This window comes from Aquabacterium sp., from assembly GCF_036273115.1.
In the GTDB taxonomy this organism is placed as follows: domain Bacteria; phylum Pseudomonadota; class Gammaproteobacteria; order Burkholderiales; family Burkholderiaceae_C; genus Aquabacterium.
The window spans coordinates 108,714-128,981 of the sequence record NZ_DASUIN010000001.1; the positions used below are offsets into that span (position 1 = coordinate 108,714).

Genomic DNA, 20,268 nt, shown 5'->3' on the forward strand with positions numbered 1-20,268 from the left:
TTCATGAGTGCGATCAAGCGTTTGCGGGTGGGCGTCGACTTTCACGAGTGGGACGGCATTTTTCAGGGGTCGAGAAGTCATGTTCTCGGGCTCTACCGCGAGGCCATTCGCCTGTCGCCTGATGTGGACTTCGTGTTTTTTCTCGATCAGGTTGATTCCCTGCGTGATGCCTATCCGGAGTTCCGTCTGGCCAACGTCAGCTTGGTGCACATGCCTACGGCTCATGGTTTGGTTCGCCTCGGCTTGTGGCTACCTTGGTTGTGCTGGCGGCATAGCTTGGATGTGTTGCACACCCAATATCGGGTGCCGTTCGTTCGGCCGGTCGTGACCGTGACGACGATCCATGATGTGCTGTTTGAGACCTATCCGCAGTTCTTCTCGCCGGGGTTCGTGAAAGAGGCCAAGCTGACGTTTCGGCTGGCTGCACGCAAGGCGGCGAAGATCTTCACCGTGAGCCGATTTTCGAAAGCCGAGATTTGTTCGCACTACCAGATCGATCCGGCCAAGGTGCATGTGACCTACAACGGGGTGGATCGCTCGCGGTTCTTTCCGGGGCAGGCGGGCGAGGAACAGGTGCGCGGCTTGGGGCTGGAACCTGGTGGCTACATGTTGGTGGTAGGCCGTTTGGAGCCGCGAAAGAACCACCTTCAGTTGATCGATGCCTGGGTGAGCATGGGAGCGTCCGCGCCGCCGCTGGTGATCGTGGGGCAGGAAGATCGTGGTTTTCCGGAAGTCAAGCGGGCCATCGAGCACGCGGCCAAAGTGAACCAGTTGCTGATGTTTCAGAATCTGGGCGACGACGCCTTGCCTGCCGTGATGCGGCATGCCAAGTTGTTTGTTTACCCAGCATTTGCCGAGGGGTTCGGCATGCCGGTGGCCGAGGCCATGGCCAGCGGCGTTCCCGTCATCACGGCCAATACGACCTCGTTGGCTGAAGTCGCGGGGGAGGGGGCCGTGCTGTTCGATCCGACCCAGCCCGGAGATCTGCGGCGGGCCTTGCAGCAAACGCTCGCCATGTCGGCGCCTGCACGCCAGGCGTTGGTTGAGCGCGCCTTGGCCCAAGCCGCCACGTTCGATTGGCAACAGTCTGCACGGGTGTTGATGCGTGAGTTGCGTGCCGTGGTGCGTCAGAGGCCCAAGCCATGAAGATTGCCTACTTTTCCTGTCAGATGCCTTACCCGGCCACGCATGGTGGTCTGGTCGATGACTGGGCGCGCTTGAACGCCATGAAGGCTGCGGGGGCTGATCTGGCGCTGGTGACCTGGTACGCCGAAAAGGGACAGGGCTTGCCGCAGGCGCATGTGCAGGCCTTGCACACGGTGGCTTCGGTGGTGCACACCTTGCCCATTCAGGGCACCTGGTCGGATCGGTACAAGCGCCTGGTGCGGCTGGCTCGCTGGCCCTCTCATGTTTCTTCTCGGGTGCCCTCGAAGCACGCTTTGCGGGCGCTTTGGGCCAGCCTGGATGCGTTCAAGCCCGAGGCCATCTGGCTGGATGCGATCTATCCGATCTGGTTGGCGCGAGCCGCTGCCCGGCGTTATGGCGTGCCCTTGTTCTACCGCAGCCACAACATTGAGCATCGCTACATGCGGGGGCAGGTCAGCCGGGCCACATCGCTGCGTGATCGACTGGCGTGGAGCATGAACCTGCCGCATTTGCGACGGGTCGAGTTCGATGCCTGGAGGCAGGCCGAGGTCGTGTTCGACATCTCGATGGACGACCTGGCTTGGTGGCGCGAGCAGGGTTTTGCGCAAGGCGTGTGGTTGCCCCCCTTGGTGAACCCGGAGAAGGCGAGCCAGTTGCGTGCAGCATGGGGGCCGCCCCCTGCGTTCGACGTGGCGTATCTGGGGAACCTGCGTACACCCAACAACGTGGAGGGGGTGCTGTGGTTCTTGCGGGAGGTGTGGCCCCTGGTTCGCCAGCAACAGCCTGGCGCGCGGATGTTGCTGGCCGGCAGTGCCCCAGCCTTGGCCATTGAGGATGCGGTGAAGGCATCGCCAGGCGTGGTGTTGCGCCCGAACCCGCCAGATGTGGTGCCGGTGTTGCGGGATGCGCGCGTGCTGGTGAACCCGATCTTTGGTGGCAGTGGGGTGAACGTGAAGTCGGTGGAAATGCTGTTTGCGCCGGCACGCCTGGTGTCATCGCCTCAAGGCGTTGCCGGCTTGCCTGAAGCCGTGAGCCGTTGCTTTGCGGTGGCGATCGATGCCAAGGCCTTCGCCCAAGCGGTGTGGCAGGCGCTTCAAGATGGCGCCTTGCGGGGCACTGAGCTGGCTCAACGTGAGGCCGCCCGTGCGCAGTTTGACTTCGAGCGAGTGGGTGATGTCTTGCGCTTGATGGCGGACCGTTGCGCCAAAGCGGCGGCAGGCGCCTCAGGCCGAGGGCAGTAAAAAACGCCAGCCTGTCAAGGCATGCAGGTAGATGCGTGCGGCGTCCCAGTCTCGTCGTTTGAGGTAGGCGGCTGTTTCCCACCACATGCGCTGGCGTACCGAGCTGTAGCAGTGAGGCACCCGCTTGCGCGTGAATCGCAGTCGGTTGACGCACATGTAACTGAGCGATTTGTTGGAGGGCCGTTGGCGATGGCTGGAACCAATGGAACCGCCTTCTTTGTGCCAGACAAAACTCAAAGGCGCCCACCCCAGGGTGAAGCGGCCTTGCGCTCGGATGGCCCAGTCGATTTCCTCGAAATACAGGAAATAGCTTTCGTCCATCAGGCCGATGGCTTCCAGAAACGCTCGCGACACCATCATCGATGCGCCTGAAACATGGGCCAGTTGGCTGGTGACGAGCGACGCCGGCATTTGACGGTCGAATGGCTGGCCGTAGCCGATGGGCTGCCCGACCGCTTGGCTCAGATCGAAGCGAGATCCTCCGAGGCATTGAACCACCTCGGGCGTGTCGAAATAAAACAGGGTGGAGCCACACATGCCGATGCGTGGGTCTGCCTGCATGGTCCGGATCAACTCGGGGGCAGAGTTGGGATCGACCACGGTGTCGTTGTTGAGCAGCCAGATGAAATCAAACCCGTGGCGTAGCGCATAACGCATGCCCACGTTATTGCCGCCGGCAAAGCCAAGGTTGCCGCCGGTGTCAACCAGGACGAGCTGTGGGTCGTGCCCCGTGCCACCTTGTTCGGCTTGTGCGCGAGTCAGTTGGACAAAGCCGGTGGTTCCCAGTTGCACGGTGGCCCAGCGGGCCAGGTGCTGCAAAGAACCGTCGGTCGAGGCGTTGTCGCAAACCAATACCCTTGCGCCCTCAGGTAGATGAGGCAGCAGAGATTCAAGACAGGCGACGGTGTCGCGCCAGCCGTTCCAGTTGACCAGAACGACCGCCAGGCGAGAAGACATGCAGGAGATTATCGGGCTTTGCGCGGGGTTCGAGCCTGTTCGACAATCAGTTCGCGGACGGTGTCTCGGGCATCCCGGTGCAGTGCAGGCCTGGCTTTCGTCTTGGGCTTGAGAAAGCGTTCCAGCAGATTTTCGTACTCGCCCAACACGATGGGCCAGGTCAACGCTTGCTGGAAGCGCTGTTTGCTGGCTTGGCGCATGCTCGACAGCGCCTTGTCGTCGGACAGCAGTCGGCTGAAGCAGTCAGACAGCGAGGCGGTGGAGTTGAAGTACTCGGCACCGTTGCCTGCCACCCACTTGTTGAAACGGTTGTCGTGGGCGATGACCGCATTGCCGGCGCCCAGCGCCTCGACGAGCGAAGGATTGGTGCCGCCTACCTGGTGACCATGGACGTACATCGCGCTGTGAAAGCGCAGAGCCTGAACGACGGGCGCATCGTAGATGGCGCCCAGGAACACCACTTCATTGCTGGCCGCGCGCTTGACCGCTGAATGGTAGGGGTTGTCTTCGTTGTACGCACCCAGAACGGCCAGCTTGTAACCGCGAGGCTTGACCGAGAACGCCTGCACGATTTCGAGCAGAGAGTTTTCCGGTTCGGGGCGGGCGATCACAGTCAGGTAGCGGCCAGGCTCCAGGCCCAGTTTGCGCACAGGTTCTTCAGACGCTTCCGCTACCGGAATGGCGCCATAAGGAATCATGGTGATCTTGTCGCCGGACACGCGTGTCACCAGATGGTCCTTGATGGCCGGATGGTCGGCCACCAGGTGGTTGCCCAGCCAGCAGCCGAACCAGTCGTTCATCCAGAACCAGAGCTTGGCGGGCTTGCTCCATTTGGCGCGAATCCACTCGATGCCGTCCATGTTGATGATGTTGGTCACTCCCTTGACGCGCAACACGGTGTTGAAGATGGCTGTGTTGTAGCCCAGGGTCAGGCACAGGTCGTTGTGCTGGGCTGCATCCAGGATGGAGAGCCAGTCAAACCACATGGTGGAAAGGGAGTTGTCGCCAGGGACCGAAATACGGATGCGCTCGATGCCTTGCCACGTGTCGCGGACGGTGGGCGCGCGACCTTCTTCCTGGCAGTACACGATGACTCGCCACCCACGATCGCGAAGGTACAGCGCCAAATGCTCGGCAAATGTCTCGAATCCTCCGTGAGCCGCTGGGATACCCCGGGTGCCGAGAATGCGCAGTGTTTTCATTTGGAAAGCGGATGTGTCACGCTCTTGCTTCGCTATTTCGGGGCCGAGGCCTTTGAGATTGCGGGCGACTGAGCGATAAGCATCCACATTGTTGATACGCCGAAGATGCCGAATAGTGACCACATCATGACCCGCGCGCCGAGGGGTTTCAATCGAGAAAGCCCCCGCAATAATCCACGACAGCCCCCCCGATATCGAGGGGGTGTTGGGGCATAAATTGCACGAAAAACCTGGGAATTCGGCCAGGAATAGACCCCCAAAAAGAAAACGAGCACCGGGGGTGCCGGTGCTCGCGTGAGGGGGGGGACGGGTTTACTTCAGACCCGACAGACCCTTGTTGAGCGCGTTGGCATCGAGGCCGCCAGAGGCTGCTTCAGCGGGTGCTGCTGTCGAGGCAGCTGCAGCCGGGGCCGAGGCTGGAGCCGCGCCAGAGGCAGGTTTCTCGGCAAACTTGCCGATGTACTCGATCTTGGCCGCGGCGCGCAGGTTCTTCATTTCCTTTTGCGCAAATTCGCGACGGCGTTCGGCGGTCAGGTATTGCTCGATGGCAGGCTTGGCCTGTTCGAAGGTCACGGGCTGTTGCTTGGACTGAACGACCAACAAAGCCTTGAAGCCGTCGTCGCCGGTGATGAACATGGCCTTGCCGTCAGGCACGTCCTTGAGCTTGTCGAGGATCATCATGGGCAGCCCTTCGGCAGCCTGGGTGACCTGGTTGGCGCCGACCTTGAAACCGCTGTTCTTGATCAGTTCAACGAAGGCCTGAGGGCTGGGGGCGGCGTCGAGCTTCTCGATCAGGGCCTTGGAGGCATCACGGGGCGCGGCCACGGTGAATTCTTGCAGCGCGTAGACCTTGCGCTGAGAGAACAGGGCGGGCTTGGAGTCGAAGTACTTGCGGACGTCTTCAGGAGAAGGGGTGCCCACGGCGGCAGCCGCGGCCTTTTCCAGGTAGGTGCGGGCCAGCAGGCTGCGACGGATGGCATCCAGCTGTTGCACCACGGTGGGGTCACGATCCAGCTTCTGTTCTTCGGCTTTCGCCACAGCCAGTTGTTGGTCGATCAGACCTTCGAGCGCCTGGCTGCGGGCGGCATCGACCTGTTCGGGCTTGAGGCCATTCTGGCGCTCGAGCAGCAGGTTGATCTGGTGAACGGTGATTTCTTCACCGTTGACACGAGCAGCGGCCTGGCTGGCCTTGCCTTCAGACTTGCCTTTGTCGCCACAGCCCGCAACCAGGGCGGCGGCAACGACGATGGGCAGCATGGCCATCAGGCGAACAGATTGATGGCGAGTGATTGCTTGCAGGCGGGTTTGCATATTGGTCTACGAAAGGTTGGATCGTGATTTTTCGATTCCGGGGAATTTCCCGAAGTTCCCTGACTGTCAGTTATTGACGCTTGAATTGGGGGGCAAGGTGTTTGATCCCGATCAGAACCAGTCCCCCACTTGCCAATCCAGCCAGGACGCCACTGAAATGTGCCCAAGGGGCCACCTTTATAGCCGACGCGGATGACAGAATCAAAACGGCCCCCCAGGGGTTTTCCATGACGACCTTGGTGATCAGGCCGAGCAGCAAGGCCCAGCCAGGCCAGCGGGCGGGCGGTGTGGGCGGGCTGATGATTTGTTGCAGAGCCACGATGGCGGCCCCGGCGTGCAGAACGCCGGACAGGCCGATGTAGCTGGTGAGTTCCGGACGCCAGAGCATGCCGATGTGCGTGAGGGGCCAGGCCAGCAGCCAAGCCAGTGTCGCGGGCGGGCCCACCCGAGCGGCCCACCCCATGCCGGCAACGAGCGCGACGCCGGCGAGATTGCGCCACAAATGGGGTTCACTGCCATGCAACCAGGCTGTCGCCCACCAACTGGGTAGCGATTGTCGCCAACCTTGGTGTGGGTGCAAGATGAATGCTTGCAGGCTGGGTGGCCACAGAGAAGGGTGGTCCAGATCGATGATAGGAAGGGCCGCAGCCGGCAAGGCCAGGAGCAGACACAGGGTCAGCCAACCGAGCCGCCCCGTGTGGGCGCTCATGCGGGCGACTGGCCGGGCGGCGCGCCAAACACCGACTGCCAAAGCGTGATCACGGCTTCTCGATGTGGGGCCATTTGCTCGAACGCATGGCCTTGCAGTTGTGTGGGGGCTTCATCCAGGCGCGCCCGGTGTTGCACCTGACGCAGCGCACGATAGGCCTTGCCGGCGGCTTGGCCAACGCCGGCGGGTAGCAAGCCAGCGGCCTCGGCTCGACCCAGCAACGCGATGTTGCCCAGGTTGTCCATCAGCTCCGGGTGCTGGTGGCTGTGCGCCAGAATCAGGTACTGCAATACGAACTCGACGTCGATCATGCCGCCGGGGCTGTGCTTGATGTCGAATTGATCGGCCGGGCAGGGATGGGCCTGACGCATGCGCTCACGCATGGCCACGACCTCGTCCCGCAAGGCCGCGGGGTCGCGCTGTGACGACAGCACGGCGCGGCGAACGGTCTCGAACTGGCTGGCCAGGGCCGGTTCGCCGGCGCACCAGCGTGCACGGGTCAGCGCCTGATGCTCCCAGGTCCAGGCGGTGTTGCTGCCGCGTTGGCGCTGGTAGTCGTCAAAGGCATGGAAGGATGTGACCAGCAGGCCAGAGTTGCCATTGGGGCGCAAGGCGGTGTCGATGTCGAACAGCTCGCCCGCGGCAGTGCGCAGTGTCAACCAGTTCACCAGCTTGCGCGCGAAGACCAGGTAGGCGTCGATGGCCGTGGGGGTGTCGGGGCCAGCATTCGGTGTGGGCTCGTCGAGCGTGTCATCGTAAACAAAGACGACATCGAGGTCGCTGCCGTAGCCCAGTTCTTTGCCGCCGAGCTTGCCGTAGGCAATGATGGCGAAGTGCGGGTCGTGGCCCACGGCCCAGGCGCCTTGTTTGCCGGGGCGCTGCTGCAGGTGCAGCCAGGCCCAGCGCAGGGCGACCTCGAGGGTGACGTCGGCCAGTGCGGAGAGGTCGTCGGCCACTTGCTCGACGGTCAACTGGCCTTCCACGTCGCGCACCAGGGTGCGGAAGATTTCGCCGTGGTGGGCGCGACGCAGGGTGTCGAGCAAGGCTTCCTCGCTGGCTTGGCCGGCCTTTTCCCAGGCGCGGTGTCGCTCTTCCAGGTCTTGTCGGTAAGCCTGCGGGTCAAAGCGGCCGTCCATGAGGCGGGGATCGGCCAGTTCGTCGATCACGCCGGGGTGGCGCATCAGGTAGCGCATGGGCCATTTGGCCAGCCCCAGCAGGCGTAGCAGGCGGTTGAGCACTTCGGGGCGCTCGGCCAGCAGAGACAAGTAGCTGTCGCGGCGCAGCAGGGGGGTGAGCCACTCGATGAAGTGCAAGACGGCGTCGGCGCCCAGGCTTTCGCCGGTGGACTCGTCGGGTGTCAGAGCCTTTTGTGCTGCGCGGCCAATGAGCTTGGCCAGGCGCAGTTTGGCCGGATCGCTGAGCATGGTCACCCGGGCCTGGCTGGTGAATTCGCGCAGGCGGGTGGCGATGGGCTCGGGGAACTTGGCGATGTACTCTTCGCTGTCCACCGGCAGGGGGGGGCCGCCGCAGTTCTTGCAGCCTTCGCCCGAGTTGTTGCTGCGACCGTCGTGCAAGAGCGAGTCGAATTCGGTGGCCACCAGTTCGCGAATGCTGCACAGCGCTTCGAGCATCTGGCAGGTGGGGCTTTGGCAGTCACTGCGTTCGGGGTGGCCCGTCAGGCCCAGGCTCGTGGCAATCCAGAGCAGGTCGCGGTCTTCCGTGGGCAGCAGATGGGTTTGCTGGTCGTCGAGGTACTGAATGCGGTGCTCGATGCGGCGCAGCACCACATAGGCCAAGCCCAGTTGGTCGGCCGTTTGTTGTGGAATCAGGCCGCGCGCGGCCAGTCGTTGCAGCGCCTTGAGGGTCGAGCGCGTCCGAATTTCAGGAAATTGGCCGCCGCGTACTACTTGCAGCAATTGCACGGTGAATTCGATTTCCCGAATGCCGCCGCGCGACAGTTTGACGTCGTTGGCGCGCTCGGGGCGGCCTGCGGCACGGCGGTTGGCCTCGTCGCGGATCTTGCGGTGCAGTTGGCGCAGGCCTTCGAACACGCCGTAGTCAAGATAACGCCGGAACACGAAGGGCATGACGATGTCACGCAGTGCCAGGGAGCGTTTGGCGTGCTCGCCGCCGGTCATGGCGCGCACGGGCGCCACGATGCGGCTTTTCAGCCAGGCGAAGCGTTCCCACTCGCGACCTTGTACGAGGAAGTATTCCTCCAGCATGGCCAGGCTGACCACGGAGGGGCCAGAATTGCCGTTCGGGCGCAGGGCCAGATCGACGCGGAAGACAAAGCCGTCTTCGGTGGTGTCGCCGATCAGGGTGTAGACCTTCTTGACGACGTGTGAGAAGTACTCGTGAACGGTGATCTGGCCCGACTTGCCGCCGCGGCCATCGTCCACGCCGGTGGTCAGACCGTCGTCTTCATAGACGTAGATCAGGTCGATGTCGGACGACACGTTGAGTTCGCGCCCGCCCAGCTTGCCCATGCCGACCACCCACAGGTCAACGCGTTGGCCTAGCTCGTTCAAGGGTGCGCCGAAGCGAGCGTCGCACTCGGCTTCCGCTGCGGCCAAGGCGCGGTCGAGGGTGACCTCGGCCAGTTCGGTCATCGCGCCGGTGATGTCGGCCAGTGAGGCGCCGGCTTCCACGTCCAGGGTGGCCAATCGTTCGAGCACCAGTTGACGCGTCACGCGCAGCGCGGAGCCCAGTTCCCGGCCTTTATCTTGTAACGAATCGATAGCCGCGGCGATTTCTGCCGTTCTGGGGACCCGGTCTGGCGGCAAAATGGCGGCCTCGATGTCTGAGGCATAGCGCCGTCGGATGCGTTGCACATAACGGGAATGGTCAGCCGAGGCTGAGGTCCGCACCGCATCTGAAGGGAAATCGATCATGTAACTCGCGGGTCTGTTAAAGGGCTGTGCTGGCTTGATCGTGACGTGACTCCGTCGCCACTGTCAGGATGCTACGGCATTCAGAAAGTGTCTGGGCTACGGACTTCGACCGATCCACAAAGTACACACGGTTGCGTTGAGTTGATACAGGCAGTGATTCCCAGTTGGTTGAGCCAGGCGTGCAAGCGCTGGTGGCGGCCTGTGGCGTGGGCCTTGGGCAGCCTGTTCTTGCTGGCTTCGGTGGCATGGGGCATCTTGCTGTACCAAATTCTGCCAAGAATCGACGAGTGGCGAGATGCCTTGGCACAACAAGCCACGCGGGCGCTAGGGGTGCCCGTCCAAATTGGTCGCGTGGCGGGCCGGCCGGAGGGCCTGTGGCCTGTGTTGAGCCTGTCGGAAGTGCGCTTGCTGGATGAGCGCGGGCAGGTGGCCTTGCGCTTGCCGGAGGTGTCGGTTCGCATTTCGCCTTCATCATTTCTGCCGCAGGCCCTGTGGCAACAAGAGTGGCGGCTGGACCGCCTGATCGTTGTGGCGCCCGAACTGGACGTGCGCCGCGACCGTGAAGGTGTGCTGCATGTGGCGGGGCTGCGTGTGGATGTGTCGGGGAAAGCCGCGAAGGGGGCGAGTGACACCGCCGCCGACTGGCTGTTGTCGCAACACCTGATTCGCATTGACCGTGGGCAGATTCGCTGGACCGACGAGTTGCGGGGCGCACCGACCATCGGTTTGCAAGACGTCAACCTGGCTTTAAGCAATCGACCGGGCTTCGGGCGACGCTGGCATGAACTGAAGCTGGAGGCGACCCCGCCGGCTGAGTTTGGCCGTCGTGGCCTGATTCAGGTGTCGATGACCCAACCTTTGTGGCAGGTGGGCGAAGTGCTGATTCCGGAAGGGGCTTCCGTGCCCTGGTGGCGGCGCCTCGTGGGGGCTGCCCCGCGGCCCAGCCAGTGGCAAAGCTGGTCGGGGACGGTGCGCCTGGATCTGCCTTGGGTGGACGTGCAACAGCTGCGTCGACATCTGACTTTGCCGATCGAGGTGAACGGCGGGCGTGGACGAGTGGGCCTGGATCTGGCGCTTTACCAGGGCAAATGGCAGGGATTGAGTCTGGACGCCGATGTGCAGGACGTCAGCGTGCGTTTGGCGCGCGAGCTCGCGCCGCTGTCTTTCCGTCAGGTGGCGGGCCGGGTGTCGATGACGCACGAACCGGAGGTGACTGTGCTGCAGTACCAGAACCTGCGCTTTGTCACGGCCGAGGGCGTGGTCTGGCCCAGCAGTTCGGCCAGCTTGCAGTGGCGCCATGCCAAATGGGATGGCGTGACCTTGAATGACCAGGTCTGGCAGTTGACCAAGGGCGGGGTGTTCGAGGCCGAGCGGCTGGATCTGGCCTTGCTGGCCCAGTTGGCCGACCGTTTGCCCTTGTCCCGCCGGGTGCGCCAGGCTTTGAATGACCTGGCCCCCCAAGGTATTGGCGATGATCTGCGTTGGCAGTGGGAGGGGCCGCTTGATGCGCCAACCACCTATCGCACCAAAGGGCGTTTCTCGGGGCTGACGTGGTCAGGGTCGCGCGAAGCGGGGTGGCCGGGCTTGTCGCAAGCCAACGTTCGCTTTCAGGCCGACGAGTCAGGCGGGCGCGCCGACCTGGAAGTCGAGCGTGGCTGGATCGAGTTTCCCGACGTGTTTGAAGAGCCACGCATTCCCCTGACCTCATTGAATTCGGTCGTGCGCTGGGACATTCGCCGCTCCCGTGTGGCGGGGCAAGCGCCCGACATTGACCTGTATGTGAAGCAGGCCCAGTTCGCCAACCCCGACGCCCAAGGCGAGCTCGAAGGCCATTGGCAAACCGGGGGGCGCGCTGATGCACCGCAGGTCGCCCGGCTCCCGGGGCGCCTGGAACTGCAAGGCAAGCTCAGTCGTGGCCAGGCCAATCGGGTTTGGCGCTATTTGCCCTCGGTGTTGCCTGCCAGTGCGCGCTACTACGTGCGCGACGCCCTCAAGAGCGGGCAAGGCGAAAAGGTGCGCTTCCAGGTCGAAGGCGACTTGAATCAGTTCCCCTTCAAGGATGATGTGGGGGGCAAGTTCCGTGTCTATGTGCCGGTCAAGCAACTCACCTTGGACTATGTGCCCGAGGTTCGCCAGGCTGGCCAGCCTTATTGGCCGGCTTTCTCTCAGCTCGACGGGGAACTGGTTTTCGAGGGGCAACGCCTGCGCATTGAGCGTGCGCAAGCCCGTCTGGGTGAGGTGGGAACCGGTGGCTTCGTGTTGCACAACGTGTCTGGGCTGATTGACGACCTGGGGGCCGACAACCCGCATCTCGTCATCAAGGGGCAGGGCGAGGGGCCGCTCGATGATGTGTTGAAGTATTTGTCGACCTCGCCCGTAGGGCAGTGGACCGGCAACATGATGTCGGTGGCCCATGGCTCGGGACAAAGTGCGCTGCAGTTGGCTTTGGACATTCCGCTGGATCAGGTCGAACACACCACCCTCAAGGGGCGCGTCACCATGAAGGCGTCTGATCAGGCCGCGTTGCGTCTGACGCCCGCTTTGCCGCTGTTTGACGCCTTGGTGGGCGAGATTGGTTTCACCGAGTCGGCCTTGACGGTGAAGGCGCAGACCCGAGTCTGGGGGCAGGATGTGGGGGTGGAAGGGCAGCGCGATGCCTCTGGCACGACCCAGTTCCTGGCGCGCGGGGTGATGACGGCTGAAGGCCTGCAGCGTGCCCAAGACTGGCCCCTGCTGGCACAACTGGGCAAACATTTGACCGGGCAGTCGCCGTTTACCGTTTCGGTGTCGATTCCGAAAGTGGCCACCCCCGAGGCGCCCGCAGGCTTGCCGATCGTCGAGGTGCAGTCGAGCCTGCAGGGCTTTGCATCGAGTTTGCCTGCGCCTTTGAACAAGGCGGCCAGCAGCGTCTGGCCCTTGAAGGTGACCTATCGGCTTGACGACGCCCAAGGCCACAACGACGCACTCGTGGTCGATGTGGCCAATCCGCAGGCGCCTGGTATGAGCGAGGGAGCGCCTTGGTTGAAGGTGGACCTCCGGCGCGACGTTACGGGCGCGGAGGCCAAGGTGCGGCGGGGTCTGATCAGCCTGATGCAGTTGTCGGCGGGGGCCGCGCAGGCCGTGCCCGTGTTGCCGGCCAAAGGCGTGTCGCTCCAGGTGGTGGTGCCGGCCCTGGATCTGGATGCCTGGCAAGCGGTGGGTAAGTCCTTCCAGTTGGGTGGAGAGGGCGCTTCCGCGGAGTCGTCCTCTGGCTATGTGCCCGATACCATTTCGGTCACCACCGGCACGCTGGCATATCAGCAGCGCACCCTGCGCGATGTGTCGGCCACGGTGGCCCATCCTGCGGCCGGGGTTTGGCGCGCTCAATTGGATGCACGTCAGATCAGCGGTCAGATCGAGTGGTTGCCCGATACGGCCAATGGCGGCAACGCGACCCAGTCGGGTAGCAGACTGGTGGCACGTTTGACCCGTTTGTCGATTCCTGCGGCCGAGGCGCAGGCTCTGCAAGAGCAGGCGACCGAACGCATGTTGTCGACCGACAAGGCGGGGCAGGACGTACCAGCCCTGGACATCGTCGTGGACCAATTCGATTGGCGTGGGGTGTCGCTGGGGCGCCTGGAGGTGGAAGCGGTCAACCACATGGTGTCAGGCGCGGCCGGCGCGGTGGTGCCGGAGTGGCGTTTGACCCGATTCAAACTCGGGGCGCCCGAGGCGCAACTCAATGCCACTGGAGCGTGGTCTGCTGTGCCCGGGACCCGCATGCGTCCGCGTTCCAGCTTTGACTTCACGCTGGACGTGAACAACCTGGGTGACACCCTGACCCGGTTGGGCTTGCCTCGCACGGTCCGTGGGGGCAAGGGCAAGGTTTCGGGGCGCGTGAGCTGGCAAGGCTCGCCACTGGAGCCCGATGTCGAGACCCTGTCGGGGGACCTGAATGTGGTGGTCAATGAAGGCCAGTTCTTGAAGGTGGACCCGGGTATGGCCAAGTTGCTGGGGGTGCTGAGCTTGCAGTCGCTGCCCCGACGTCTGACGCTTGATTTCCGAGATGTGTTCCAGCAAGGCTTCGCCTTTGACGCCATCGACGGTCAGGTCCGAATTCAGCAAGGGGTGGCGGAAACGCGCAACCTGCGCATGCGGGGCGTGCAGGCGGTGGTTCTGATGGAAGGCCAGGCAGATCTGGTCAAGGAAACGCAGAATCTGCATGTGTACGTGGTGCCCGATGTCAATGCGGTAGGGGCCTCGTTGGCTTACGCCGCCATCAATCCGGTGGTGGGCCTGGGGACATTCCTGGCGCAGGTACTATTGCGCAAATCGGTGTCTGAAGCCAGTACGCAGGAGTTTCTCGTGACCGGACCGTGGGCGGACCCCCAGGTCGAGAAACTGAGTGCCCGCACGGCGGTGCCTCTGGCAGCTTCGGCGCCCTCGGCGCCTGCCCTGCCCCCAGCAGCAGCCGCCTCGCGACTCAAGGAAGGACAGTGACATGTGGATGGCCCGGCGTAGCGTGATGTTGACTCTGGCCCTGGCTGCGGCCCTGGGTTTGCAGGCGTGTTCGCCCTCACCTCAGGCGAGCTTGCCAGACCTGGGCTACACGCGCCTTGATGGCTCGCAACACAAGCTGACCGATCTCAAAGGCAAGGTCACCCTGATCAACTTCTGGGCCACCAGTTGCACCACATGCGTCAAGGAAATGCCAGACCTGGTTGCCACGCACCAACTGCTGGCGCCCAAAGGCCTGGAAACCCTGGCGATCGCGATGGAGTACGACCCGCCGGCTTATGTGATGCAGTTCGTGCAGTCGCGTCAGTTGCCTTTCCAGGTGGCCATGGACCATACCGGGGAATTGGCGAAAGCATTTGGTCCCGTCCAGCTCACGCCCACCACGTTTGTGGTCAACAAGAAGGGGCAGGTGGTCAAGCAGTACATCGGTCAACCCGATTTCAAAGCCCTGCAGGCGTTGTTGAGCGACTTGCTGGCCGAGCCCGCCTGAGACGCCAATCCGTTTGACGGCCATGCCAGCGCTTCGCAGTCTCGTCTTGGGTGTGAGTCTGGTCGCGCTCAGCCAGGTGGCGTGTTCGCCAGCCCTGGATTGGCGCGAGGTCAGGCCGGCAGAGGCCGATGGCCTGATCGCCTGGTTTCCTTGCAAGCCGCAAATGGCCGAAAGGCCCATGAGTTGGCCCGGTGTGGAGGCCGTGACCGTGCGCGTCTTGAGCTGTCGTGCGGATGGTTTGATCTGGTCATTGGCCTACGCTCGCATGGTGGATGCCCCGCTGGTGCCCCGGACCTTGACGGGGTGGGCGACCGCCTGGCGCGCCCGCAAGGGGTATGACAGCGTAGCGATTGCGCCTTTGCACGGCCGTGGGATGGTGGTTCCCGAGGCGGGCCATGCTTGGGCACTCACGGCACGTGCTTCCCAGACGTCGCCCCGGTTTGGCCGGGCGTGGCATTTTTCCCACGGATTAACCGTGTTTCAGGCGTCGGTATGGGGTGACCGGCTGCAGGAATCCCTCACAAAAGGTGAAGATGTGACCGCGACGTTCACGAATGGGCTCCATTTCCCGAGTTGAGCGACCGATAATCCAACATCTATGCCCGGCCTCTTCATCATTGCGCATGCTCCGCTGGCTTCCGCCTTGAAGCTGGCCGCGCAGCATTGCTTTCCCGAAGCGGCGCAAAGCTTGCAAGCGCTCGATGTGCAGCCGAATTTGCCGGCCGACGAGATCGAGGCCCAGGCGCGACTGCTGCTGGCCCAGGCGCTGGCCTCAGACGCCCGAGGCGAAGCCCTGATCCTGGCCGACGTGTTTGGCGCGACACCCTGCAACACGGTGCAGCGCCTGGCTGACGGGGTGCACGTGAAGGTCATCACCGGGGCCAACGTGCCCATGCTGTGGCGAGCCTTGAATTACGCCAATGAGCCCCTTGAATCCTTGATTACCCGAGCGGTCGCTGGCGGGTCTCAGGGGGTCATGCAAATCGCGACCAGCCGTCCTCAAAATCAGGTTATTCAGACGACTCATGATCAAGACCACCGTCACCATCAGCAATAAGCTGGGTTTGCACGCCAGGGCTTCTGCCAAATTAACCAAACTGGCTAGTAGTTTCCCTTGTGAGATATTCCTGACAAGGAATGACCGACGGGTTAATGCGAAAAGTATTATGGGCGTGATGATGCTGGCGGCGGGACTGGGTAGTACCGTTGAACTCGAGTGCGATGGGAATCGCGAAGAGGAAGCCAGCAAGGCGATTGAAGCCCTGATTAATGACAAATTCGGCGAGGGCGAGTAAACCCTGATATTGCTGGCGTCAGTTAAAGCGTGAATTGACGGGTGGAACCGGTACTATGACCGTGAACTCGTGGTGACCCGGCGACACTCGCTGACACAAATCCATACAAAACAGGGCACAGTATCGACACCTGTTTCGCTTTTTCGATACGGCTTTTTCAAGGAGTCATGATGCAACGTATGAGCCAGTCATTTTCAATTCGCCACGCAGCCGTGAAGACCTCGGTTTTCGCTCTGTCGCTGGTTGCCTCTGCGGCGTCGATGGCCGCTGAAAATGGTCTGCAGCGTTATTCCGCCGGCGTGGGCGGCAGTGACATGACCTCTCCTGTTGTGCCTGGTTGGTACTGGCAGACGGCCATGGTGTCTTACAAGGCCGACGACAAGCCTGACTCTGCTGGTCGGTCGGTCAACGAACAGTTCAATGGCGCCGTGACCTTCAATGCGGCGACCACCGCATTCCTGAACCGCCTGACCTTCGTGAGCACCGAGCGCGTGCTGGGTGGCAACCTCGGTTTCACCGCCATGCTGCCAATTGGCCAGCGCAAGGCCGACGTCAAGTTCAACGGCACCAAGTTGGCCAGCCGCTCGGGTCAGTTTACCGGCATTGGCGATCTGGAGTTCGGCCCACTGGTTCACTGGGAAATTGGCGATCACCAGGCTGCCAACTTCGTGCCCACCTTGATTCTGCCCACCGGTGAATACGACGCCAGCCGTGTCACCAACCTGGGTTACGGCAACTTCTTCACCTTCCGCCCCTCGTTCCAGTACGCTTTCATTGGCGATGGCTGGGATGTGGGTGGTCGCGCCGTGTTGTCCTTCAACACCCGTAACAAGGCGACGGGCTACTACTCCGGCAACATGTTCAATGTCGACTGGCAGGCCATGAAGTTTGTGACGGAAGACGTCCGCGTCGGCCTGCAAGGCTACTTCGTCCGCCAGATCAACAAGGACACCTGTAAGGCAGCAGATGCGCAAGACGTGTCCTGCGGCGCAGCGCTGACTGTGAGCAACAAGACCAGCGTGAACGCAGTCGGTCCTGCTGTGGCATGGCTGAAGAACGGTGGCGAGTTCCTGCTGGAAGGCAAGTTCCTGAAGGAATTCGACGCCAAGAACCGCACCGAAGGCAAGGTGTTCTGGCTGACTCTGTCCAAGCCGCTGTAATTTCGGTAGTAGTTCCTTATTGCGGTGGACGAAGGCAGCAAGTTCTTGCGGCCTTCGTCGAAGTACCCGTCGGTCTATTGGAGCATTTTTCTCATGTCTGATACCTTGGATCCGCGTTCAGAAGTCAATGGTCTGCGTCGCAAATTGCTGTTGGGTGCTGCAGCGGCGACCACTTTGGGCCCTTGGGTGACATCAGCCCATGCGGGTGTCGAACTCGAGGGCGTTACCGTGGCTGATACCGCCATGGTGGGTGGCAAGAAGCTGGTGCTCAATGGCGCGGCAGTTCGCAAGCGCGGCTATTTCAAGGCTGACGTGACGGCTTTGTACATGCCCGAAAAGCGCACCAACCCAGATGCGATCTTCAAGTTGGACGGTCCTCGGCGTATTCAGTTGAATATCCTTCGCGAATTCACCTCGGGCACCATCTCGCGCATCTTCGTGGCGGATTTCAAGCAGTCGGCCACCGATGAAGAGTTCAAGAAGCTGATTACCGTGGTGGGCCAGATTGGCCAGGCCTACGGCAATATCAAGAGCGTGAACCGTGGCGACGTGGTGAATCTGGACTGGGTGCCCGGTACCGGTTGGACCGCTGCGATCAATAACAAGCCGGTCATGATCGAGGCAGGTGTACCGCTGGTGATCAAAGATGAATTGGCTTATCAGATCTATATGCGCATGTATCTGGGCCCCAGTGCCCCCGACGAATTGCGCAACGGCTTGCTGGGCTTGACCAAGCTGCATAGCAAAGACGATTGATCTGACGGCGAGTCACTACGCGTCAGCTGTCAGAGCTGGTAGTGAGATTCCAATACAGGCGGCAGGGGTGAGTCAATCAGCCCTGCCGTTAGTCTTAGTGCGTCTGCTGTTGCGTGTGACATCAAGCCTTGCGGGCTGTGGTTTAACGCTTCTTCCACCCAGGCGCGCAGCAAGACCGGGCGAACGATCCACGACATTTCCTGAACGCCAGCCAGGGCGTGAGCCAGTGCGTCTGCGTCGGGTGGGGTGGTCAGTTGCCTTTGCTCGGTGGGGGCAGCACAGCGCAACATGACGGCGGCAAACCAGGCTCGGCCAGCGGCCGTGGGGCCGTCACGGGTTTCGGGCTCTGGAATGAAGCGGGCCAAATAGGACGTGAGCGCGGCAACGTCGCGTAATTCTCCAGGCTCGAGGGCGTTGAGCTCGCGCCCACTGCCACCTGACAAAGGGCGTGGGTAAGGATGGGCTTTGGGTCCGACCCCCATTCGGTGGCGCAACGCCATCCACCACAGGCGATCTTGCGGGCTGACTCGGCCATCGACGCGTAGCAGATCACGCGCCGTTTCCGCCAGGGTGCGCTTTTCGTCCAAGGGGCGGTTGGCAATCAGGCTGGTCAGGCGCTCGAATTCGGGAACACGGCGTTGCGGCAGCAGGGCCAGCACATCTTCCAGAATCTGCGGCGCATGGCTGAGGCCTTGGCCCAATTGCATCCACAGCGTCCGTTCTTTGCTGTTGTGGGGGTCAAGCATCAGGGCCAGGACGGCCAGCCGTTGTTCTGTGGGTCCGGTGAGTCGGTGAAGTCGGGCGCAAGCATCCTGATCTTGGGCCAGACGGGCCTGGCGCTCCTGTTCGGCTCGTTGCGCAATGGCGGCCGCTGAGTCAGCGCGCGGTGCTGCATGCAGCGCCGCGGTGAACGGTGAGGCCACAGATGTGGTCATCGCACGTCGGCGTGGTTCGACCACTTCGACTCTCAACAGAGGCGCAGGCAGTGGGGGCAATACGGCCCCACAAATGCGTCGGATGCGGTCTTGCAGTCGGGGGTGGGTGGCCAGCCACGAAGCGTAGGCTCCGTCGTACATCAGCAAGGCAGCAATCATTTCAGCGTGGGGGCTGCGCATGCGGCCTGTCAACACCTCCTGGTCATGCCAGATCTTGCGCAGCACATTGCCCAGCCCTTCACGAGAACGGGTGAACTGGATGGCGTTGGCGTCGGCCAGGTACTCGCGTTGGCGGGAAACCGCTGCTTGCAACAGGCGTCCTGCAAACCAGCCCAGCCAACCCAGTGTGGCAAAGACCAGGCCAATCAGCCAGAGTTCAGCGCGGACGCGGCCTCGCTCGTCGCGGGCCATCAGGGTCTGACCGTATCCATGAATCAAGGACAGGCCCCAGACCAGGGCGAGCATGCGCATGCACAGGGGCAGGTCTTCTTCCTTGATGTGACCAAACTCGTGGGCCACCAGGCCCTGCAGTTCGGCGCGGTTGAGTCGTTCCAGCGCGCCTCGGGTCACGCACAGCACCATGTCCTGAGCATCCCAGCCGGCTACGAAGGCGTTGATGGCGTCTTCCTTGGTCAGCACATACACACGGGGCAAGGGCTGGCCGCTCGACAGGGCCATTTCATCGACCACGTTGATGAGCCGGCGCTCGAGGGCATCGTCGGGGTCGGTGATTTCGCGTCCGCCCATCCAGTGGGCGATGCGGGGGCCTCCGCCTTCACGCAGACGTTGGGTTTCAACCCAGGCGCCGCCCAATACGAACAGCACGACCACTGCCGTATTCGTTTCGAAAAACAGGGCGGGGTAGCCCTGCGACAGGGGCATGATGAGTTTGTAGACCAGAGCCAGAAGCAGGTTGATTGCACCGGTCAGCGCGATCAGCAGCAAGGCAAACCAGGCGAACAGGCGCAGGGTCTGCGAGTGCGCTCGTTCCTGGTGCTGCCGGAATTTCATGGTCAATGGGGGCGGAAGTCAGGCGCGAGCGGGCTGGTTCAGAAGTTGACCTTGACGGGCGCGCGTTCGGCCTCTGTCTGGGTGGCCTGTAGCATGGCGGCGGTCTTGAAGCCGAACAGGCTGGCCACGATGTTGGCAGGGAACTGGTGTGCCGCGTTGTTGTAGTCCAGGGTCACGTCGTTGAACAGCTGGCGCGAGAAGGCCACCTTGTTTTCCGTGTGGGTGAGCTCTTCGCTCAGGTCGCGCATGGTCTGATCGGCCTTCAGTTCGGGGTAGGCCTCGACCACGGCTTTGAATTGCGCCATGGCATTGGCCAGCACGCCTTCGGCCATGCTCAGGCTTTGAATGGGGCCGGCCTGGTTGGGGCGGCTTTTGACCAGATTGGCTGCGGCAATGACCTGAGCGCGCGCTGCGGTCACGCGCTCCAGGGTGTCGCGTTCGTGTTCCAGAAATTTGCGTGCCACCTCGACCAAGTTGGGGATGAGGTCGTGACGGCGCTTGAGTTGCACGTCGATCTGCGCAAAAGCGTTGCTGATTTCATTGCGCAACCGGATCAGGCGGTTGTAGGCGCCCACGGCCCAGAACACCACAAAGGCCAGCACGGACAGGGCAATGATTTGCGAAGCGGGCATGCGAACTCCTTGAATAGTTTGTTGGGGTCTTG

The 20,268-nt window shown here is 62.4% G+C and carries 16 protein-coding genes; 9 read left to right on the plus strand and 7 right to left on the minus strand.

Annotated features, from left to right (window positions below; genetic code table 11):
* The first annotated feature begins 3 nt into the window (after positions 1-3).
* Both VFW72_RS00525 and VFW72_RS00530 read left to right on the plus strand, forming a co-directional pair.
* A complete protein-coding gene (locus VFW72_RS00525; protein ID WP_329672302.1) occupies positions 4-1,146 on the plus strand; it encodes a glycosyltransferase family 1 protein in 1,143 nt (380 codons plus the stop codon).
* The gene (locus VFW72_RS00530) at positions 1,143-2,387 is read left to right on the plus strand and encodes a glycosyltransferase family 4 protein (RefSeq protein ID WP_329672303.1); all 1,245 of its coding nucleotides are present in this window, start codon (positions 1,143-1,145) and stop codon (positions 2,385-2,387) included. Before VFW72_RS00525 ends, VFW72_RS00530 begins: the two co-directional genes overlap by 4 nt.
* Here the strand turns inward: VFW72_RS00530 and VFW72_RS00535 are convergent.
* The 5 genes from VFW72_RS00535 to glnE form a co-directional block, all read right to left on the minus strand.
* Complete coding sequence (locus tag VFW72_RS00535) at positions 2,370-3,344, minus strand: glycosyltransferase family 2 protein (protein ID WP_329672304.1); 975 nt, start codon at positions 3,342-3,344, stop codon at positions 2,370-2,372. The two genes, VFW72_RS00530 and VFW72_RS00535, sit on opposite strands and share 18 nt — an antisense overlap.
* Positions 3,345-3,352: 8 nt before the next feature.
* Positions 3,353-4,546: a DUF1972 domain-containing protein gene (locus VFW72_RS00540; protein ID WP_329672305.1), complete on the minus strand. Its 1,194-nt coding sequence runs from the start codon at positions 4,544-4,546 to the stop codon at positions 3,353-3,355.
* A gap of 312 nt (positions 4,547-4,858) precedes the next feature.
* Positions 4,859-5,857 (minus strand): EpsD family peptidyl-prolyl cis-trans isomerase, encoded by a 999-nt coding sequence (locus VFW72_RS00545; RefSeq protein WP_329672306.1) that lies wholly within the window; start codon positions 5,855-5,857, stop codon positions 4,859-4,861.
* A gap of 70 nt (positions 5,858-5,927) precedes the next feature.
* Positions 5,928-6,566: a hypothetical protein gene (locus VFW72_RS00550; protein ID WP_329672307.1), complete on the minus strand. Its 639-nt coding sequence runs from the start codon at positions 6,564-6,566 to the stop codon at positions 5,928-5,930.
* A complete protein-coding gene (glnE, locus tag VFW72_RS00555) occupies positions 6,563-9,460 on the minus strand; it encodes a bifunctional [glutamate--ammonia ligase]-adenylyl-L-tyrosine phosphorylase/[glutamate--ammonia-ligase] adenylyltransferase (protein WP_329672308.1) in 2,898 nt (965 codons plus the stop codon). Before glnE ends, VFW72_RS00550 begins: the two co-directional genes overlap by 4 nt.
* Before the next feature lie 153 nt (positions 9,461-9,613).
* Here glnE and VFW72_RS00560 point away from each other — a divergent pair, with 153 nt between their 5' ends.
* The 7 genes from VFW72_RS00560 to VFW72_RS00590 all read left to right on the plus strand — a co-directional run bounded on the left by VFW72_RS00560 (position 9,614) and on the right by VFW72_RS00590 (position 17,658).
* Positions 9,614-13,939, plus strand: a complete 4,326-nt coding sequence (locus VFW72_RS00560) for a YhdP family protein (protein WP_329672309.1) — start codon at positions 9,614-9,616, stop codon at positions 13,937-13,939.
* Positions 13,940-13,946: 7 nt separating this feature from the next.
* Complete coding sequence (locus VFW72_RS00565) at positions 13,947-14,447, plus strand: TlpA disulfide reductase family protein (protein WP_329672345.1); 501 nt, start codon at positions 13,947-13,949, stop codon at positions 14,445-14,447.
* A gap of 22 nt (positions 14,448-14,469) precedes the next feature.
* On the plus strand, positions 14,470-15,024 hold the full coding sequence (locus tag VFW72_RS00570; RefSeq protein WP_329672310.1) for a hypothetical protein: 555 nt from the start codon (positions 14,470-14,472) through the stop codon (positions 15,022-15,024).
* A gap of 21 nt (positions 15,025-15,045) precedes the next feature.
* Positions 15,046-15,504 (plus strand): PTS fructose transporter subunit IIA, encoded by a 459-nt coding sequence (locus VFW72_RS00575; RefSeq protein ID WP_329672311.1) that lies wholly within the window; start codon positions 15,046-15,048, stop codon positions 15,502-15,504.
* On the plus strand, positions 15,473-15,742 hold the full coding sequence (locus tag VFW72_RS00580) for an HPr family phosphocarrier protein (protein ID WP_329672312.1): 270 nt from the start codon (positions 15,473-15,475) through the stop codon (positions 15,740-15,742). The genes VFW72_RS00575 and VFW72_RS00580 overlap by 32 nt, the downstream gene beginning before the upstream one ends.
* A 179-nt stretch (positions 15,743-15,921) precedes the next feature.
* Positions 15,922-16,902: a SphA family protein gene (locus tag VFW72_RS00585; protein WP_329672313.1), complete on the plus strand. Its 981-nt coding sequence runs from the start codon at positions 15,922-15,924 to the stop codon at positions 16,900-16,902.
* Positions 16,903-16,995: 93 nt separating this feature from the next.
* Positions 16,996-17,658 carry a chalcone isomerase family protein gene (locus VFW72_RS00590; RefSeq protein ID WP_329672314.1) on the plus strand — a complete coding sequence of 221 codons (663 nt, stop codon included), beginning with the start codon at positions 16,996-16,998 and terminating at the stop codon, positions 17,656-17,658.
* Positions 17,659-17,687: 29 nt separating this feature from the next.
* Here VFW72_RS00590 and VFW72_RS00595 read toward each other — a convergent pair whose 3' ends face one another.
* Both VFW72_RS00595 and VFW72_RS00600 read right to left on the minus strand, forming a co-directional pair.
* On the minus strand, positions 17,688-19,604 hold the full coding sequence (locus VFW72_RS00595; protein WP_329672315.1) for a M48 family metalloprotease: 1,917 nt from the start codon (positions 19,602-19,604) through the stop codon (positions 17,688-17,690).
* A 38-nt stretch (positions 19,605-19,642) separates the two neighbouring features.
* Positions 19,643-20,236: a LemA family protein gene (locus VFW72_RS00600; RefSeq protein WP_329672316.1), complete on the minus strand. Its 594-nt coding sequence runs from the start codon at positions 20,234-20,236 to the stop codon at positions 19,643-19,645.
* Between the last annotated feature and the right edge of the window lie 32 nt (positions 20,237-20,268).

Coding starts and splice junctions, on each gene's coding strand:
- VFW72_RS00525 (WP_329672302.1), top strand. CDS start 4: ATGAGTGCGATCAAGCGTTTGCGGGTGGGCGTCGACTTTCACGAGTGG.
- VFW72_RS00530 (WP_329672303.1), top strand. CDS start 1,143: ATGAAGATTGCCTACTTTTCCTGTCAGATGCCTTACCCGGCCACGCAT.
- VFW72_RS00535 (WP_329672304.1), bottom strand. CDS start 3,344: ATGTCTTCTCGCCTGGCGGTCGTTCTGGTCAACTGGAACGGCTGGCGC.
- VFW72_RS00540 (WP_329672305.1), bottom strand. CDS start 4,546: ATGAAAACACTGCGCATTCTCGGCACCCGGGGTATCCCAGCGGCTCAC.
- VFW72_RS00545 (WP_329672306.1), bottom strand. CDS start 5,857: ATGCAAACCCGCCTGCAAGCAATCACTCGCCATCAATCTGTTCGCCTG.
- VFW72_RS00550 (WP_329672307.1), bottom strand. CDS start 6,566: ATGAGCGCCCACACGGGGCGGCTCGGTTGGCTGACCCTGTGTCTGCTC.
- glnE (WP_329672308.1), bottom strand. CDS start 9,460: ATGATCGATTTCCCTTCAGATGCGGTGCGGACCTCAGCCTCGGCTGAC.
- VFW72_RS00565 (WP_329672345.1), top strand. CDS start 13,947: ATGGCCCGGCGTAGCGTGATGTTGACTCTGGCCCTGGCTGCGGCCCTG.
- VFW72_RS00570 (WP_329672310.1), top strand. CDS start 14,470: ATGCCAGCGCTTCGCAGTCTCGTCTTGGGTGTGAGTCTGGTCGCGCTC.
- VFW72_RS00575 (WP_329672311.1), top strand. CDS start 15,046: ATGCCCGGCCTCTTCATCATTGCGCATGCTCCGCTGGCTTCCGCCTTG.
- VFW72_RS00580 (WP_329672312.1), top strand. CDS start 15,473: ATGATCAAGACCACCGTCACCATCAGCAATAAGCTGGGTTTGCACGCC.
- VFW72_RS00585 (WP_329672313.1), top strand. CDS start 15,922: ATGAGCCAGTCATTTTCAATTCGCCACGCAGCCGTGAAGACCTCGGTT.
- VFW72_RS00590 (WP_329672314.1), top strand. CDS start 16,996: ATGTCTGATACCTTGGATCCGCGTTCAGAAGTCAATGGTCTGCGTCGC.
- VFW72_RS00595 (WP_329672315.1), bottom strand. CDS start 19,604: ATGAAATTCCGGCAGCACCAGGAACGAGCGCACTCGCAGACCCTGCGC.
- VFW72_RS00600 (WP_329672316.1), bottom strand. CDS start 20,236: ATGCCCGCTTCGCAAATCATTGCCCTGTCCGTGCTGGCCTTTGTGGTG.